At 70.0% G+C, this 16,806-nt stretch carries 16 protein-coding genes; 6 read left to right on the forward strand and 10 right to left on the reverse strand.

Going from position 1 to position 16,806, the window contains the following annotated elements; all coding sequences use genetic code 11:
- Positions 1-102: 102 nt before the first annotated feature.
- Positions 103-915, reverse strand: a complete 813-nt coding sequence (locus K2F47_RS03530; RefSeq protein WP_214616743.1) for an RNA polymerase sigma factor SigF — start codon at positions 913-915, stop codon at positions 103-105.
- A complete protein-coding gene (locus K2F47_RS03535; protein ID WP_242901203.1) occupies positions 912-1,340 on the reverse strand; it encodes an ATP-binding protein in 429 nt (142 codons plus the stop codon). Before K2F47_RS03535 ends, K2F47_RS03530 begins: the two co-directional genes overlap by 4 nt.
- A gap of 370 nt (positions 1,341-1,710) precedes the next feature.
- On the opposite strand from K2F47_RS03535, the gene K2F47_RS03540 reads away from it, so the two are divergent.
- On the forward strand, positions 1,711-2,181 hold the full coding sequence (locus tag K2F47_RS03540; RefSeq protein WP_242901204.1) for a GNAT family N-acetyltransferase: 471 nt from the start codon (positions 1,711-1,713) through the stop codon (positions 2,179-2,181).
- A gap of 70 nt (positions 2,182-2,251) precedes the next feature.
- Here the strand turns inward: K2F47_RS03540 and K2F47_RS03545 are convergent, their stop codons facing one another.
- Both K2F47_RS03545 and sodN read right to left on the reverse strand, forming a co-directional pair.
- A complete protein-coding gene (locus K2F47_RS03545) occupies positions 2,252-3,667 on the reverse strand; it encodes a M1 family metallopeptidase (protein WP_242901205.1) in 1,416 nt (471 codons plus the stop codon).
- Between the two features lie 127 nt (positions 3,668-3,794).
- Positions 3,795-4,196, reverse strand: coding sequence for a superoxide dismutase, Ni (gene sodN / locus K2F47_RS03550; protein ID WP_242901206.1), 402 nt, complete (start codon positions 4,194-4,196; stop codon positions 3,795-3,797).
- Positions 4,197-4,381: 185 nt separating this feature from the next.
- Here sodN and K2F47_RS03555 point away from each other — a divergent pair, with 185 nt between their 5' ends.
- Positions 4,382-4,909 (forward strand): S26 family signal peptidase, encoded by a 528-nt coding sequence (locus K2F47_RS03555; RefSeq protein WP_242901207.1) that lies wholly within the window; start codon positions 4,382-4,384, stop codon positions 4,907-4,909.
- On the opposite strand, the gene K2F47_RS03560 is transcribed toward K2F47_RS03555, so the two are convergent.
- Positions 4,801-5,373, reverse strand: coding sequence for an ABATE domain-containing protein (locus tag K2F47_RS03560; protein ID WP_242901208.1), 573 nt, complete (start codon positions 5,371-5,373; stop codon positions 4,801-4,803). The two genes, K2F47_RS03555 and K2F47_RS03560, sit on opposite strands and share 109 nt — an antisense overlap.
- A gap of 150 nt (positions 5,374-5,523) precedes the next feature.
- Positions 5,524-6,630: an NAD(P)-dependent malic enzyme gene (locus K2F47_RS03565; protein ID WP_308198361.1), complete on the reverse strand. Its 1,107-nt coding sequence runs from the start codon at positions 6,628-6,630 to the stop codon at positions 5,524-5,526.
- 557 nt (positions 6,631-7,187) lie between these two features.
- Here K2F47_RS03565 and K2F47_RS03570 point away from each other — a divergent pair.
- The 4 genes from K2F47_RS03570 (at position 7,188) to K2F47_RS03585 (ending at position 10,929) form a co-directional block, all read left to right on the forward strand.
- Positions 7,188-8,096, forward strand: coding sequence for an ABC transporter substrate-binding protein (locus K2F47_RS03570; protein WP_242901209.1), 909 nt, complete (start codon positions 7,188-7,190; stop codon positions 8,094-8,096).
- Positions 8,097-8,100: 4 nt separating this feature from the next.
- Positions 8,101-9,099: an amino acid ABC transporter permease gene (locus K2F47_RS03575; RefSeq protein WP_242901210.1), complete on the forward strand. Its 999-nt coding sequence runs from the start codon at positions 8,101-8,103 to the stop codon at positions 9,097-9,099.
- Entirely contained in the window at positions 9,096-9,878 is a 783-nt protein-coding gene (locus K2F47_RS03580) for an amino acid ABC transporter ATP-binding protein (RefSeq protein ID WP_272496423.1), read from the forward strand. Before K2F47_RS03575 ends, K2F47_RS03580 begins: the two co-directional genes overlap by 4 nt.
- Before the next feature lie 82 nt (positions 9,879-9,960).
- Positions 9,961-10,929, forward strand: coding sequence for a zinc-binding dehydrogenase (locus tag K2F47_RS03585; protein WP_242901211.1), 969 nt, complete (start codon positions 9,961-9,963; stop codon positions 10,927-10,929).
- 72 nt (positions 10,930-11,001) lie between these two features.
- On the opposite strand, the gene K2F47_RS03590 is transcribed toward K2F47_RS03585, so the two are convergent.
- The 4 genes from K2F47_RS03590 to K2F47_RS03605 all read right to left on the reverse strand — a co-directional run bounded on the left by K2F47_RS03590 (position 11,002) and on the right by K2F47_RS03605 (position 16,712).
- A complete protein-coding gene (locus K2F47_RS03590; protein ID WP_242901212.1) occupies positions 11,002-11,721 on the reverse strand; it encodes a PadR family transcriptional regulator in 720 nt (239 codons plus the stop codon).
- A gap of 1 nt (position 11,722) precedes the next feature.
- The gene (locus K2F47_RS03595; protein WP_242901213.1) at positions 11,723-12,547 is read right to left on the reverse strand and encodes a DUF4097 family beta strand repeat-containing protein; all 825 of its coding nucleotides are present in this window, start codon (positions 12,545-12,547) and stop codon (positions 11,723-11,725) included.
- Between the two features lie 110 nt (positions 12,548-12,657).
- On the reverse strand, positions 12,658-12,837 hold the full coding sequence (locus K2F47_RS03600; protein ID WP_242901214.1) for a DUF6104 family protein: 180 nt from the start codon (positions 12,835-12,837) through the stop codon (positions 12,658-12,660).
- Positions 12,838-12,968: 131 nt separating this feature from the next.
- Positions 12,969-16,712: a multifunctional oxoglutarate decarboxylase/oxoglutarate dehydrogenase thiamine pyrophosphate-binding subunit/dihydrolipoyllysine-residue succinyltransferase subunit gene (locus tag K2F47_RS03605; RefSeq protein ID WP_242901215.1), complete on the reverse strand. Its 3,744-nt coding sequence runs from the start codon at positions 16,710-16,712 to the stop codon at positions 12,969-12,971.
- Positions 16,713-16,806: the final 94 nt, after the last annotated feature.

The following is a 16,806-nucleotide window of genomic DNA, read 5'->3' on the forward strand; positions in this document are numbered from 1 at the left end:
GCCGCCGATCAGCAAGCTCCGGCGGCCGCTAACGGGCTCCGGCTGCTGGTTACCAGGTTCCGGCGGCCTCTATCGTGCTTTGGCCGCCGATCACCCGTCTGGTCATTCGTCGGCGGTCAGGCCCTCGCGCAACTGGGCGAGCGTCCGGGCCAGCAGTCGCGACACGTGCATCTGCGAGATTCCGAGCTCGGCCGCGATCTGCGACTGCGTCATGTTGCCGAAGAAGCGCAGCAGCAGGATCTTCTTCTCGCGGGCGGGCAGCTTCTCCAGCAGCGGCTTGAGGGACTCGCGGTACTCCACGCCCTCCAGCGACTCGTCCACCATGCCGAGCGAGTCCGCCACGGCGGGGGCGTCCTCGTCGCCGGAGTCGGGGGCGTCGAGGGACACCGTGGAATAGGCGTTCGCCGACTCCAGCCCCTCCAGCACCTCCTCCTCGCTCATCTGGAGGTGCGCCGCCAGTTCGCTGACCGTCGGGGCACGCCCCTCGCGCTGCGCGAGGTCGCTGATCGCCTTCGTCAGCGACAGCTTCAGCTCCTGAAGCCGCCGCGGGACGCGCACGGCCCAGCCCTTGTCGCGGAAATGCCGCTTGATCTCGCCGACGATCGTCGGCGTCGCGTAGGTCGAGAACTCCACCCCGCGCCCGAGATCGAATCGGTCGATCGACTTGATCAACCCGATCGTCGCGACCTGGATCAGATCGTCCAGCCACTCGCCCCGGTTGCGGAAACGGCGGGCCAGATACTCCACCAGCGGAAGGTGCAGCTCCACGAGCTGGTCGCGAATCCGCTGCCGCTCCGGGTCGCCCTCCGGCAGCTCCGCCAGACGCTCGAACAACGCGCGCGCCCGGGCGCGGTCGGGGACCGCGCTCTCGGACCGCTCGTTGCCGGAGCCCGCGATCGTCGTCTTCTCCGTCACGGGGCCCCCGCCACACCCCGGCGCTTCTGGAGCGTCACGGTGACCCGGTCGTCGGAGCCGACCTGGGCGTCGACCTCGCCCGCCAGCGACGACAGGACCGTCCACGCGAACGTGTCGCGGCTCGGTTCCTGACCGTCCACCGTCAGCACCGCGACCGAGATGCGCACCGCATCGCCGGTCAGCTCGAACTCGCAGGTCAGATCGGTTCCGGGGACGGCCTGCGCGAGCAGCATCGCACAGGCCTCATCGACCGCGATGCGCAGGTCCTCGATCTCGTCCAGCGTGAAGTCGAGCCTGGCCGCGAGCCCCGCCGTCGCGGTTCTCAGAACCGACAGGTAGGCACTCGCGGCGGGCAGCTTCACCGTCACCACATCGCGGACGGACAACTGTGTACTGGCGGGCATTGCAGCGGTTTCCTCGGTCACGTCACTCCCTCGCAGGATGGTCCTGCTGCTTCCGAAACTACCGCCTTCCGGCCCCACTGCGAGACTCCGCGCGCGCGTGTTTGGCGGGTTTAATCGCTGTGTTCATTGCTTTGCCCTTGGCATCGGCGCCGAGATCCCCCCTTCGGCGGCTGCGAGATCGACGTGTGGCGCCGTCAGCGTGCGGGTTCGCCTTCGCGGGCCTGGGGGCTCGGTTGGGGGACGGTTGTGATGTGTGTGGCTGGTGTGGTGCGGCTGGCGGCGTCTGTTGGGGATGTCACGTTTGCGTGGGCGGAGGGGTGTCCGATCGTTCAGGACGCTCTGGACGGCGGCCCGTCCTGGCCGGTTGGCCTGCTCCAATAGTCTGGAACGTGTGATTCGAACTGCTACAGCCGATGACGTCCCCGCGATCCGGCAGCTGATCCGCGACCTGGCGGAGTACGAGCGGGCCCTGCACGAGGTGAAGGTCACCGAGGAGCAGCTGCGCGCCGGCCTGTTCGGGGACGAGCCGCGCGTGTTCGCGCACGTCGCCGAGCATGAGGGACGGGTCGTCGGGTTCGCCATGTGGTTCCTCACCTTCTCGACGTGGGAGGGCGTCCACGGGATCTACCTGGAGGACCTCTACGTCGACCCCGGCGTCCGGGGGCACGGGTACGGGAAGGCGCTGCTCACGGAGCTGGCGCGGGTCGCCGACGAGAACGGGTACGCGCGGGTCGAATGGTCTGTCCTGAAGTGGAACACCCCGGCCATCGGCTTCTACGAGTCCCTCGGCGCCCGCCCGCAGGACGAGTGGCAGGTGTACCGGCTCACCGGGGACGCTCTCACCAAGGTCGCCCGCGCCTGAAGCACGCCTGAAGCACGCCTGAGGCACACGAAGCACATGAGGCCCGCCCTGGGGACGGGCCTCACGCGGGTCACCAGCTGGTCGGCTTGTCCTTGGTGTAGAGCCAGGCGTCGAACAGCCCGTCGAGCTGCTTGTGGGAGATCCGTTCGGCGAGCGCGATGAACTGCTCGGTCGTCACGTTGCCGTTGCGGTGCGCGCTCGTCCACGTCTTCAGGAGGGCGAAGAAGGCGCGGTCGCCGATGCGGTCGCGCAGGGCCTGGAGGGTGAGGCCGCCGCGCCAGTACGCGGTGAGGGTGAACAGCTCGTTCGCGCCCGGGTCGCCCGCCTGGCGGTCGCGCCACAGCTCGTCGTAATACGGCCAGTCATCGGTCTTGGCGTAGAGGTTGTCGAAGGTCTGCTTCGCGGTCGGGCCGCCGTGCTGCTCGTCCCACAGCCATTCGGCGTAGGTCGCGAAGCCCTCGTTGAGCCAGATGTCCTTCCAGCGCCGCACGCTGACGCTGTCGCCGAACCACTGGTGCGCCAGCTCGTGGACGATCGTCGGGGTGTCGGGCTGGTAGCCGTAGATCGGGCGGCTCTGCGTCTCCAGCGAGAAGGCCACGTCCACGCCGACGCGGATGCCGCCGGTCGAGGCGAAGGGGTAGCGGCCGAAGACCTTCTCCTCCCAGTCGATCGCCTTGATCGTGCCCTCGTGGATCGTCTTCAGCTCGCCCGCGCGGTTCGGCGCGACGGCGGTGATGACGGGGATGCCGCGCTGGGTGCGGCCCTTCTGGAGGGTGAACTTGCCGATGGCCAGCATCGCCAGGTAGCTCGCCATGGGGGAGCGCTCGTTCCACACGAATGTGGACTTCTCGCCGCGCGTCCACTCGCCGCCGGGCTGCCCGTTGGACAGCACCTGCGTGCCCTTGGGAACCGTCACGCGGTAGGTGTAGGTGGCCTTGTCGGACGGGTGGTCGTTGCTCGGGAACCAGGTGGACGCGCCGTCGGGCTCGCTGACGACGTAGGCGCCGTCCGGGGTCCTGATCCAGCCGAATTCACCGAGGTCGGGGCGGGTCACGGATTTCGGCGTGCCCGCGTAGGCGACGGTGACGGTGAAGCGGCGTCCCTTCGGCAGGCCCTCGCGCGGGGTGACCACGAGTTCCTGGCCCTCGCGGGTGAAGCGCGCGTTCCGGCCGTCCACCTGGACGCTCTTGACCGTGAGCTGCTTCAGGTCGAGGTCGAAGCGGGACAGGTCCTGGGTCGCGCGGGCCTTGATGCGGGCGGTCGCGACCAGCGCGTTGGAGGCGGGGGTGTAATCGAGCGACAGGTCATAGTGGGCGACGTCGTATCCGCCGTTCCCCTCCAGGGGGAAGTACGGGTCGCCCGCGCCGGGCGCGCCGGGGGAGAACCGGTGGCCGTGGGACGCGGCGATGGCGGGGGTCGCGGGTGCCACGAGGCACGCCAGGGCGAGCGTGACCGCCGCCGTCGATCGGACGGGGCTGATGGGCATGGTTCGTCCTCTCTCTGGCTGTGCGCCATAGAAGATCACGCCATGTCGGGAAATGTCAGTCTCATCCGAATACGCCGTGGGGGCCGTCCGAAACCGGACGGCCCCCACGACCCGACGCGGAACCGCGTCACGCCTGCTTGGTCTCCCAGAAGATCTTGTCGATCTCCGCGATCTTGGCCAGCAGCTCCTCGGCCACCGTGACGTCCATGCTCCCCTTGGTGCCGGTCGCGCCGGCGAGCTTGGTGGCCTCGTTGAACAGCTGGTGCAGCTGCGGGTACTTCTCGAAGTGCGGCGGCTTGAAGTAGTCGGTCCACAGCACCCACAGGTGCTCCTTGACCAGCTGCGACCGCTGCTCCTTGATCAGGATCGCGCGGGCGCGGAACTCCGGGTCCTCATTGGACGCGTACTTCTCGGCGATCGCCTTGACCGACTCGGCCTCGATCCTGGCCTGCGCCGGGTCGTAGACGCCACACGGCAGGTCGCAGTGCGCGGAGACCGTGGTCTTCGGGCGCAGAAGCTTGAGCAACACCTGCGATTCCCTTCCCTCGTTTCGGATCATGCTCAGGGCACCGACATTACCCTCGTGCCCCTGGGCCCGTCCGGCCAGGGCGCTCGGTAATTCGGCCTAAGACTCCGGCCTCCTGGCGGCCCGGAACCCCTCCGGTAGCGTCATCACCGGAGACAGCCGAAGTATGCGGACGGGAAAGGGGAGCCGTGCCGATCCTCACGCGCCGTTTCGCCGTGTTCTTCGTGCTGGCGGGGACGGTGCTGTACGTGCTGCTCCGGGGGCGCGGGAGGCTGCGCGCGGTCGCCGTGGAGGGCGACTCGATGCTGCCGACGCTGCGGCCCGGCGACTGGCTCCTCGTGCACGTCACGGAACACGGCGCCACGGGACACAGCGCCACAGGCCACGGGGCCACAGCACACGGCGCCGCGGGACGCGTCGCTGCGGGCGATGTCGTCGTCGCGCGCCATCCGGGCCGTCCCGACCTGCTCGTGGTGAAACGCGCGGCCTACCGCACGGACACCGGATGGTGGCTGGAGAGCGACAACCAGCGCGCTCCCGGCCGCAGCGACAGCTGGGACTTCGGCGCCGTCCCCGACCACCTCCTCGTCGGACGCGTCGTCGCGCGCTACTGGCCGCCGTCGCGCGCCGGACGGCGGATCGCCATCAGCGGCACGCCCGGATGGGAACCGGACGCCGGGCCGGTGGCCCCGCCGCCGCAGAGGTCGCAGCAGTAGCGCGGCGTGCGGCTCGTCGCGGCGGTGAGGTACACGCGCTCGCAGCCCTCCACCCGGCACACTCCCAGCGCGCCGATGCCCCGCGAGCCGATCCGGGCGGCGAGGCCCATCGCGGCGCGCGCGGCGACCCGGTCGGGGACCGAGCCGTCCTCGTTGAGGTGCAGGTGCCAGCCCTGGCCGTCGTGCCGGGTCAGCGTCGGGTGCACCGGATAGCGGATGAGCAGGGTGTTGAGACGCTCGATCGCGTCCAGTTCGTCCCCGCGCGCGGCGGAGACGAAGACGGCGCGCAGTTCGGCGCGCAGTTCGCGCATGGCGTCCAGATCGCGGCGCGCCGTCCGACCCCCCAGATACGGCCGGCGCAGCAGCAGGGCGCGCAGCCCTTCGAGATCACGCAGCTCGTCCCGGTGGGGCTGGTGCGTGTTCACGAGATCGACCGCCAGGTCCGCGTAAGAGGCGAGGTCCACATTCGCTCCCGACGGGTCAAACCTGATCGTCGAATCCCAGGAATCATTCCCCCGTGGTGAGAATTACACCGTCACTTTTAGAGCGGACGGCCCGCGCCCCAGGTGAGGCGCGGGCCGTCCGGAAAAGGACAACGGAATTGGTCCTGTGGATCAGATCCGGTTGACCCCCTCCGCGCGGGCCTGGGCGGCGACCGCGTCCGCCACGGCGGGCGCGACGCGCTCGTCGAACGGGCCGGGGATCACGTAGTCGGCCGTCAGGTCGTCGCCGACGATCCCGGCGAGCGCGTTCGCGGCGGCCAGCTTCATGCCCTCGGTGATCGAGTGCGCCCGCACGTCCAGCGCGCCCCGGAAGATGCCGGGGAAGGCCAGCACGTTGTTGATCTGGTTCGGGAAGTCGCTGCGGCCGGTCGCCACGACCCTGGCGTGCCGCCGCGCGACCTCCGGCGGCACCTCGGGGGTCGGGTTCGACAGCGCGAACACGATCGCGTCCTCGGCCATCGTCGCGACGCACGACTCCTGGACGGTGCTGCCCGACAGCCCGACGAACACGTCGGCGCCGCGCAGCGCCTCCTCGGTGGAGCCGGTCAGCCGCGCCTTGTTCGTGATCTCGGCGATCTTCGCCTTGGCCGGGTTCAGCCCGTCCCGGCCCTGGTAGATCAGTCCCTTGCTGTCCGACAGCGCGAGGTCGCCGATGCCGGCCTCGACCAGGATGCGCGACACCGCGATTCCGGACGCGCCCGCCCCGGCCACGACCGCGCGCAGCTCCGACAGCGGCTTGCCGACGAGCCGGGCCGCGTTGGTCAGCGCGGCGAGCGCCACGATCGCGGTGCCGTGCTGGTCGTCGTGGAAGACCGGGATGTCGAGCGCGGCGCGCAGCCGGTCCTCGATCTCGAAGCACCGGGGGGCGCTGATGTCCTCCAGGTTGATGCCGCCGAAGCTCGGCGCCATCGCGGTCACGATGCCGACGATCTCGTCGACGCCGGTGGTGTTCAGCGCGATCGGCACCGAGTCGAGCCCGGCGAACTCCTTGAACAGCAGGGACTTGCCCTCCATCACCGGCATGGACGCGGCCGGGCCGATGTCGCCGAGCCCGAGCACCGCGGTGCCGTCGGTGACGACCGCGACGACCCTGGAGGTCCAGGTGTAGTCGTAGGCCAGCTCCGGGTCGTCGGCGATCGCCGTGCAGACCCGCGCGACGCCCGGCGTGTAGGCGAGCGAGAGGTCGTCGGCGTTGCGGACGGGTATGGTCGAGCGCATCTCCAGCTTCCCGCCGCGGTGCAGCGGGAAGGCCGGATCGTCGTCATGAGCGTGTTTCCGTGCTTGATGGTTCTGTGCTTGATTGCTCTGCGCGGAATGGTTCGGTGCGTGATGTTTCTGAGTGGGAATGGCCTCGGCAGCCACAGCGACCCCTGTCTGTGAATGTTGGCTTTCGGGCGATGCCGCCGCGGTGGTGGCGGACTGGTGGCCGATCACCTGGTGGACATCTCGCGACGCACGGGGGTCACCCGTTGCCCGATTGTGTCATATGCCCCTTGAGCTTCTCCGGAGAATGCGCGGTGGCGATCGTCACCCGGCGCGCACGCGCCGGACGTCCGGGTGATCGCCGAGGTGGTCGCGGGGGCGCTCGCGGGCGGTTGCCCGAAGTAGTTGGGCGACCGCTGTGAGTGGGCAGGACGAGGGTGACGTACGGGCAGGCTTCGTCGTTGCGTGATTGTTTCGGAGCCTTTATCCAGATCAGGGATGTTGTACGCAAAAATGTGCTCTTGCCCCCCGGGCCGTCCGGATCCGGGGGAAACACCACTGGAGGGGGACCCGTGACCACCGGTTCTCTGCGCCGCCGCGCCGTCGCCGCGTCCGCGCTCGTGCTGACGGGCGCCCTCGCGCTCGCGGCGTGCGGCGAGAAGAAGGAGTCCACCGAGCCGACGGCGTCGATCACGCCGAAGGGCGGCCCGGACAGCAAGCTCGCGGCCATGGTGCCGGCCGAGGTCAAGGCCGACGGGGTCATCAAGATCGGCTCCGACACCACCTACGCCCCCGCCGAGTTCCTCGACAACAACAAGGTGGTCGGGTTCGACGTCGACCTGTTCGACGCCGCCGCCGCCAAGCTCGGGTTGAAGACCCAGTGGATCACCACGCCGTTCACCGGAGTGATCACCGGCGTGAAGTCCGGGAAGTACGAGGCCGGCATCTCCTCGCTTACGATCAACCCGGAGCGGCTCAAGGACACGGAGATGGTGAGCTACTTCAACGCGCCCATCCAGTGGGTCGTGAAGAAGGGCAACCCGCTGGGCATCCAGTTGGAGAACCCGTGCGGGAAGAAGGTGGCGGTGCAGACCGGCACCGTCGAGGTCCCCGACCTCCAGAAGCGGTCGAAGGACTGCAAGACCGCGGGCAAGCCGGAGATCAAGATCGACCAGTTCCAGGACCAGAGCACCGCCACCGCCGCGGTCGCCTCCGGCAAGGACGACGCGGGCTCCGCCGACTACCCCGTCTTCGTCGACGCCGTCGAGAAGTCCAGGGGCCAGCTCGAACTGCTCGGCGAGCCCTACGGGCAGGCGCCGTACGGCGTCGCGCTGAAGAAGGGCCAGACGCAGTTCGCCGAGGCGCTCGCGGGCGCCTACAAGGCGATCATCACCGACGGCACCTACCAGCGCGTCCTGGACAAGTGGAAGGTCGGCAAGGGCGCGATCACCGACCCGGCCGTGAACCCGAAGGTCTCCTGACCGGATGTCGGACGACAAGAAGCCCGGCGAACAGCCCGGGACACCCGACCTCGTGAAGCCGGACGGGACGCGGCCCGAGGCCATCAAGGCCGTGCCCGTCCGGCATCCCGGCCGCTGGGTCGCGGTGGCGGTGCTCGCCGTCCTGGCCGCGATGTTCGTGCACATGCTGGTCACGAACAAGCAGTTCCAGTGGTCGTTCATCATCGACAACGCCTTCCGCCCGAACGTCGTCGAGGGCGTGCGGACCACCGTCCTGCTGACGGTGCTGTCGATGATCATCGGCGTGGTGCTGGGGATCGTGCTCGCGGTCATGCGGCTCTCGGGCAACCCCATCCTCAGCGGGGTCGCGTGGGTCTACACCTGGTTCTTCCGGGCCGTGCCCCGGCTGGTCCTCGCCGTCATGTTCGGCAACATGGGGATCCTGTACGCCAAGTACCACGTCGGCGGCGTCCCCTTCGCGGGCCAGCTCGGCGACGCGCTCGGCGTGGACATGGACGCCACGCTGTTCACCGTCGACGCCAACACGATCCTGACCGGGTTCATGGCCGGCCTGCTCGCGCTCGCCCTCTCGGAGGGCGCCTACATGGCCGAGATCGTCCGGGCCGGGATGCTGTCGGTGGACCCCGGGCAGAACGAGGCGGCGGGCGCGCTCGGCATGTCCCGCATGCTGGCGATGCGGCGGATCGTCCTGCCGCAGGCCATGCGGGTGATCGTGCCGCCGACCGGCAACGAGACGATCGCGATGCTCAAGGACACGGCGCTGGTGGCCTTCGTCCCCGTCAACAACGAGCTGTTCTTCCAGCTCAAGTCGGTCGGCGACAAGTCGTTCAACGTCTTTCCGATGCTGGTGGCGGCGTGCATGTGGTACCTGCTCCTGTCCAGCTTCCTGCTGGTCGCGCAGTACTACCTGGAGCGGTACTTCGCCCGCGGCAGCGGGGTCCCCGCGCACAAGCGCGCCGGGCTGCGCGCGCTCGGTTTCGGCAGCGGCGGAGGAGGGGCATGAGCGTGCCGGACGGCGCCGAGGGCCTGATGGTCAAGGCCGAGTCGGTGCACAAGCACTTCGGGCGGCTGGAGGTGCTCAAGGGCATCGACCTGGAGGTCTCGCCCGGCGAGGTGATGTGCGTGCTCGGCCCGTCCGGGTCGGGCAAGTCGACGTTCCTGCGGTGCGTCAACCACCTGGAGAAGATCGACGCCGGACGGCTGTGGGTGAACGGCCACCTCATGGGCTACCGGCAGAAGGGCGACCGGCTCTACGAGCTGCGCGACCGGGAGGTCTCCGAGCAGCGCCGCGAGATCGGCATGGTGTTCCAGCGCTTCAACCTCTTCCCGCACATGACCGCGATGGAGAACGTGTGCGAGGCGCCGGTCCACGTCCGGCGCAAGAGCAAGGCGGAGGCGCGCGAGCGCGGCGCGGCGCTGCTGGAGCGGGTCGGGCTCGCGGACAAGACCGACAGCTACCCCTCGCAGCTCTCGGGCGGCCAGCAGCAGCGGGTCGCGATCGCCCGCGCGCTCGCGATGGAGCCCAAGCTGATGCTGTTCGACGAGCCGACCTCCGCGCTCGACCCCGAGCTGGTCGGCGAGGTCCTGGAGGTCATGAAGCAGCTCGCGCTGGACGGCATGACCATGATCGTCGTGACCCACGAGATCGGGTTCGCGCGGGAGGTCGGCGACACGCTCGTCTTCCTGGACGGCGGTGTCGTGGTGGAGAAGGGCACGCCGGAGGAGGTCATCTCCAACCCGCGGAACCGCCGCACGCAGGACTTCCTCTCCAGGGTCCTCTGACGCGCGCCCGGCGGCCCGTCCTCTTCCCGCTGCGGCGGGGGCGGGCCGTCCGGCGCGGGGACGGCGGGTTAGTGTGCCGTGCATGTTCGCTGTCACCGCCACGCGCATCGACGCAGACGATCCACTGAACGGGCTGACGCTCGGCGAGCGACCGGACCCCGAGGTACCGGACGGCTGGACGACCGTCACGGTGAAGGCCGCCGCCCTCAACCACCACGACCTCTGGTCGCTGCGGGGCGTCGGGCTGCCCGCCGACCGGCTCCCGATGATCCTCGGATGCGACGCGTCCGGGGTGGACGAGGACGGCAACGAGGTCATCGTGCACGCGGTGATCGGCGACCCCGACCGCGGCGGCGGGGACGAGACCCTCGACCCGAAGCGGTCGCTGCTGTCGGAGCGGTACCAGGGGACGCTCGCGGAGAAGGTGGCGGTGCCGCGCCGCAACCTCGTCCGCAAGCCCCCGGAGCTGTCGTTCGAGGAGGCGGCCTGCCTGCCCACGGCGTGGCTCACCGCCTACCGGATGCTGTTCGACAAGGCGGGGGTGGAGCCGGGCGGGTCCGTGCTGGTGCAGGGCGCGGGCGGCGGCGTGGCGAGCGCCGCGATCGCGCTGGCGTCGGCGGCGGGCCTGCGCGTCTACGCGACCAGCCGCAGCGAGGCCAAGCGCGCCCGGGCGCTGGAACTCGGCGCGGACGCGGCGCTGGAGTCCGGCGCGCGGCTGCCCGAGCGCGTGGACGCGGTGATCGAGACCGTCGGCCAGGCGACCTGGTCGCACTCGCTGAAGTCGCTGCGTCCCGGCGGTCGGGTCGTGGTGTCGGGCGCCACCAGCGGCGCGGTGCCGCCCGCCGACCTGAACCGGGTGTTCTTCCTCCAGCTCCAGGTCGTCGGCTCCACGATGGGGACCCGGGGGCAGCTGGAGCGGCTGGCGCACTTCCTGGTCAAGTCGGGCGTCCGCCCGCCGATCGACCGGACGCTGCCGCTCGACCGGGCCCGGGAGGGCTTCGCCGCGATGGCGGAGGGCGACCTCTTCGGCAAGATCGTCTTCACGACCTGACGTCGGGTGGGCCGTGGCCACCGGCACGGCGGCCACGGCCACGGTCATGGCCACGGTCACGGCCCGCGATCCTCACCTGTCGCGGAAGATCTCGGTCCGCAGGCGCTCGCGGGTCTCCTCCAGCAGCCGCTGGCAGGCGGCGAGGTCGGCCTCGTCCAGGCCGGACTTCTTGGCGCCCTTGCGGACGTCCTCGACGAACTTGCGGAGCAGGCGCTCCAGCTTGAGGCGCGCGACGTCCTCGCTGGTGCCGGTCGCCGTCCGCCAGGCGTCCTCCCAGTTCTGCCGCCACTCCTCCTTCCACGCCTGCTTCTGCTCGCGCCAGTACTCCTTCTGCCGCTTCCACTCGTCCTTCTGGCGCTCGGTGGACTCCTTCCAGGCGTCCTTGGACGTGGCCTTGCCCTGGTCGCGCATGTCGCGCGCCGCCTGGGTCAGCTCCTCGCGCAGCGACCGGACCGTCTGCCGGACGTCCTGCTGGACGCCGCGCGCGAACTCCTGCGCCGAGGCGGTGATCTCCTCCTCCAGCTCGGCCAGCTCGTCCATCCGCCGCTCCAGCTCGTCGCGGCCCTTGTCGGTCAGCGAGTACACCTTCTTGCCCTTGACCACCTCGTGGGTGACCAGGCCCTCGGACTCCAGCCGGGCGAGCCGCGGGTAGATCGTGCCGGGGGAGGGCGAGTACACCCCGAGGAAGCGGTCCTGGAGCAGCCGGATCACCTCGTATCCGTGCCGCGGGCTCTCCTCCAGCAGCTTGAGCAGGTACAGCCGCAGGCGACCGTGGCCGAATACGGGGCTCACGTCACTTCTCCATTCGGGGTTCGGCGATCTCCGGCTCGTCATCCTCCCGGCCGAGGAGGGTGACGGGTCCCGACACCGTGTTGACCGTGAGCCGTCCCGCGCCGTCGCCGATGGTGCCGGCGACGCCGCGCATGACGGCCCGCTCCCGTTCGCCGAGTCCGGCGAACGACGTCTCGATGCGCCCGGTGGCCGAGGTCAGCGACACCGCGGCGCCGGTGGACTCCGGGACGCGCAGCGCGACCTCGCCGGAGACCGTGGTGACCTCGACCCGGCTCGCGCCGACGAGGTCCACGTCGGCGGCGATGCGGCCGCTGACCGTGCGGGCGGCGAGCCGCTCGACCGACCCGCCCGCGAGCGACAGGTCACCGGATACGGAGGTGAACGTCACCGTCCCGGCCAGCCCCTGTGCCTCGATCGCGCCGGACACGGTGTTGGCGTCAACCGCTCCGCGCACCCCGTCCAGCGTCACCTCGCCGGAGGCGCTCTTGATCGACGTGCGGGCCGTCACGCCCGTGATCAGCGCCTCCGCCGACACCAGCGTGAGCGACACCGGGCAGTCGCGCGGGACGGTGACGGTGATCGAGGCGTGGCACCGCTGGGTGCGCAGCCAGGACAGCACGCCCTCCAGGAGCCGCTCGTGCGTGATCGTGAGCATTCCCGCCTCGTGTCCGACGACCAGCGGGGGGCCCGCCACCTCGCCGACGATCACCGACGGGCGCTCGTCGGAGGCGAGCACCGACACGCTCCCGGCGATCAGCGTCGTGCGCAGCGCCACCACCCCGTCGAAGTCGAGGGTGGTCGGTTCGTCGATCGTCCAGCGTGACATCGCCGTGGCCCTTCGTCGGACGCCCCTGCCGGTAGACACGATATGTCGCGTTTCGCGGAAGTCAAGATGTATCGTGTTTGCGCCGGGCGGGCGGCGTCGCCGGTCCCGTCCTAATCCTCGTCCTCGTCGTCGAGGCGGGCCAGCCAGGTCGCGAGGCGGTCCACCGGCGTCTCGAACTCGGGGTTGAGGTCGACGAACTCGCGGAACCGCTCGGCGAGCCAGGTCAGGCTGACCTCCTCGGCCCCCCGGCGGTCGGTGAGCTCCTCGATCCCCCGATCGGTGAAGTACATGGTGTGTTCTCTCTCCAGGGCCCTGACTTTCAGGCAGGTTCCAGGGCCTGTCTCCAGAATTTCGCGGTCCCGTATACGCGAAGGCTCCGGCGCGCGCGTGCCGCGCCGGAGCCCCGGTTTCGCTCGCGTGCCTACTTCTCGCCGAACAGCCGGGTCAGCAGGGCCTCCTGCTCGGCCTGGTGCAGCTTCGCCGAGCCGACCGCCGGGGACGAGGACGCCGGACGCGACACCCGCGACAGCCGCAGCCCCTCGATGTGGTGCGGCAGCTTCAGCGCCATGAACGGCCAGGCGCCCATGTTCGCGGGCTCGTCCTGCACCCACACGACCTCGGTGTGCGCCGGGTACTTCGCCAGCTCGGCGCGGATCTCGTCGACCGGCGGCGGGTACAGCCGCTCGACCCGGATCACGGCGGTGTCGTTCGCGCCCGCCGCGTCCCTGGCCTTCACCACGTCGTAGTAGATCTTGCCGGTGGTGAGCAGCACCCGCCGCACGCCCGCGGGCTCGACCGCCGGGCTCTCGTCGGGGATCACCGGCTGGAACGCGCCGCCGGTGATCTGCGCGACCGCCGAGGTGGCCGCCTTCAGCCGCAGCAGGTACTTCGGCGTGAACACGATCAGCGGCTTGTTCCGCCCTGACAGCACCTGCCAGCGCAGGAGATGGAAGTAGTTCGCCGGGGTGGTCGGGTAGACCACGGTCATGTTGTCCTGCGCGCACAGCTGGAGGTAGCGCTCGATCCGCGCGGACGAGTGGTCGGGGCCCTGCCCCTCGTAGCCGTGCGGCAGCAGCAGCACGACGCCGGAGTGCTGGCCCCACTTCTGCTCGCCCGAGGAGATGTACTCGTCCATGATCGACTGGGCGCCGTTGGCGAAGTCGCCGAACTGCGCCTCCCACAGGACCAGCGCGTCGGGACGGGTCATCGAGTAGCCGTACTCGAAGCCCATCGCCGCGTACTCGCTGAGCAGCGAGTCGTGCACGTAGAACTTCGACACGCCCTGCCCGAACTGCTTGAGCGGCGCGTACTCCTCGCCGGTCTTGCGGTCGAACAGCACCGCGTGCCGCTGGCCGAACGTCCCGCGCCGGGAGTCCTGGCCGACGAGCCGCACCGGGTGGCCGTCGATCAGCAGCGAGCCCAGCGCGAGCAGCTCGCCGGTCGCCCAGTCGATCGCGTCGTCCTCGATCATCTGGGCGCGGCGCTGGAGGATCGGCTGGAGGCGCGGGTGGACGTGGAAGCCCTCCGGCAGGCTGACCTGGGACTCGATGATCCGCTTGACGGTCTCCTGCGGGATCGCCGACCCGGCCCGGCCGTGGTCGATCGGGATGCGCTCCTCGACGTCGGGCTTGACGACCGAGCCGGGCTCCAGCGGCTTCTTGACCGCCTCGCGGGTCTCGATGAAGGCCCGCTCCAGCTGCTCCTGGTAGTCGCGCAGCGCCTGCTCGGCCTCCTCGACCGTGATGTCGCCGCGCCCGATCAGCGCCTCGGTGTAGAGCTTGCGCACCGACCGCTTCGCGTCGATCAGGTCGTACATCAGCGGCTGGGTGAACGAGGGGTTGTCGGTCTCGTTGTGGCCCCGCCGCCGGTAGCAGACCATGTCGATGACGACGTCCTTCTTGAACGTCTGCCGGTACTCGAACGCCAGCCGCGCCACCCGCGCGCACGCCTCCGGGTCGTCGCCGTTGACGTGGAAGATCGGCGCCTGGATCATCCGGGCGACGTCGGTGGAGTAGACGCTGGAGCGCGAGTACTCGGGCGCGGTGGTGAAGCCGACCTGGTTGTTGATCACCACGTGCACGGTGCCGCCGGTGCGGTAGCCGCGCAGCTGCGACAGGTTCAGCGTCTCGGCGACCACGCCCTGGCCGGCGAACGCGGCGTCGCCGTGGATCAGGATGGGCAGGACGCTGAACCCGGCCTCGCCGACGTCCAGCAGGTCCTGCTTGGCGCGGACGACGCCCTCCAGCACCGGGTCGACGGTCTCCAGGTGGGACGGGTTCGCGACGAGCTCGGTGTGGATCTTGGAGCCGTCCGCGGCGACGAAGTCGCCGGACGCGCCGAGGTGGTACTTCACATCGCCCGAGCCCTGGGCGCTGCGCGGGTCGAGGTTGCCCTCGAACTCCCCGAAGATCTGCCCATAGGACTTGCCGACGATGTTGGCCAGGACGTTCAGCCGCCCGCGGTGCGCCATGCCGATGACGACCTCGTCGAGGCTGTCGCCCGCCGCCGCGGAGATCACCGAGTCCAGCAGCGGAATGACGGACTCGCCGCCCTCCAGCGAGAACCGCTTCTGCCCGACGAACTTGGTCTGGAGGAACGTCTCGAACGCCTCGGCGCTGTTCAGCCGCCGCAGGACGTGCAGCTGTTCCTCGCGCGAGGGCTTGTCGTGCGGGACCTCGACGCGCTCCTGGATCCAGGCGCGCTCCTCCGGGTCCTGGATGTGCATGTACTCGATGCCGACCGTGCGGCAGTAGGCCATCCGCAGCACGCCGAGGATGTCGCGCAGCTGCATCGTCGGCTTGCCGCCGAACCCGCCGGTCGCGAACTCGCGCTCCAGGTCCCACAGGGTGAGGCCGTGCTTGAGGATGTCGAGGTCGGGGTGGCGGCGCTGCTTGTACTCCAGCGGGTCGGTGTCGGCCATCAGGTGGCCGCGGACCCGGTAGGCGTGGATCAGCTCGTGGACGCGGGCGACCTTGGCGACGTCGTCCTCGTGGGAGGCGGAGATGTCCTTGACCCAGCGCACCGGCTCGTACGGGATGCGCAGCGCCTCGAAGATCTCGTCGTAGAAGCCGTCCTCGCCGAGGAGGAGCTGGTGGATCCGGCGCAGGAAGTCGCCGGACTGCGCGCCCTGGATGATCCGGTGGTCGTAGGTGGAGGTCAGCGTCATGACCTTGCTGATCCCCATGCGCGACAGCGTGTCGCTGGACGCGCCGGCGAACTCGGCCGGGTACTCCATCGCGCCCACGCCGATGATCGTGCCCTGGCCCGGCATCAGCCGCGGGACGGAGTGGACCGTGCCGATCGTCCCGGGGTTGGTCAGGCTGATCGTCGTGCCCTGGAAGTCGTCCAGCGTCAGCTTGTTGCCGCGCGCCTTGCGGACGATCTCCTCGTAGGCGGCCCAGAACTGGCGGAAGTCCAGCGTCTCGGCGGCCTTCACGCTCGGCACCACCAGCTGGCGCTGGCCGTCGGGCTTCTGGAGGTCGATCGCCAGGCCGAAGTTGACGTGCTCGGGCCGGATCAGCACCGGCTTGCCGTCGACCTCGGTGAACGCGGCGTTCATCTCCGGCATCGCCGCGAGCGCCTTGACGATCGCGTACCCGATCAGGTGGGTGAAGGAGACCTTGCCCCCGCGCCCGCGCTTGAGGTGGTTGTTGATGACGATGCGGTTGTCGATCAGCAGCTTCGCCGGGACGGCGCGGACGCTCGTCGCGGTCGGGACGCCGAGGCTGGCCTCCATGTTGACGGCCGTCCGCGCGGCGACGCCGCGCAGCCTGACCTCCTCGGCGCCCGCGGGCACCGGCGGCGGCGCGATCTTGGGCGCGGCCTTGGCGTCCGGCTTGGCGTCGGCCTTGGAGCCGGCCTTGGGCTGGGGCTTCGCCGGCGACGCCGTCGGCGAGGCGGGCTGGGCTGCTACCGGCTGCTTGGGTGTCGGCGGAGCGGCCGCGGTGCCGTTGGCGGCCCGGGCGGCCGCCCCATCGGTGGCCGGGGTGGTCGCGGACGCGGGCCGGGTGTCCGGCTGGTAGTCCGCGAAGAAGTTCCACCAGGCCTCGTCAACCGAGTTCGGATCCTCGAGGTACTTCTGGTACAGCTCGTCGACCAGCCACTCGTTGGCACCGAAGTCTGTGTTCTTGGGGTCGGCACTAGTTTGCGACGACTCTGTCGACACGGCGGAGATCGCCCTCTTCCGCAGCTCGCAGGTGAGTTATAAGACCCAATAAGGCTACTCGCACTTGCACCTCGCGGTGTCCACCCGGGGGGAG

The sequence above is a fragment of the Actinomadura terrae genome, assembly GCF_022751215.1.
Taxonomy (GTDB): domain Bacteria; phylum Actinomycetota; class Actinomycetes; order Streptosporangiales; family Streptosporangiaceae; genus Spirillospora; species Spirillospora terrae.

Excerpts from the sequence above, each read along its gene's own strand:
- K2F47_RS03545 (WP_242901205.1), bottom strand. The coding sequence starts at position 3,667 with ATGCCCATCAGCCCCGTCCGATCGACGGCGGCGGTCACGCTCGCCCTG.
- K2F47_RS03565 (WP_308198361.1), bottom strand. The coding sequence starts at position 6,630 with ATGCGCTCGACCATACCCGTCCGCAACGCCGACGACCTCTCGCTCGCC.
- K2F47_RS03575 (WP_242901210.1), top strand. The coding sequence starts at position 8,101 with ATGTCGGACGACAAGAAGCCCGGCGAACAGCCCGGGACACCCGACCTC.
- K2F47_RS03580 (WP_272496423.1), top strand. The coding sequence starts at position 9,096 with ATGAGCGTGCCGGACGGCGCCGAGGGCCTGATGGTCAAGGCCGAGTCG.
- K2F47_RS03585 (WP_242901211.1), top strand. The coding sequence starts at position 9,961 with ATGTTCGCTGTCACCGCCACGCGCATCGACGCAGACGATCCACTGAAC.
- K2F47_RS03595 (WP_242901213.1), bottom strand. The coding sequence starts at position 12,547 with ATGTCACGCTGGACGATCGACGAACCGACCACCCTCGACTTCGACGGG.
- K2F47_RS03600 (WP_242901214.1), bottom strand. The coding sequence starts at position 12,837 with ATGTACTTCACCGATCGGGGGATCGAGGAGCTCACCGACCGCCGGGGG.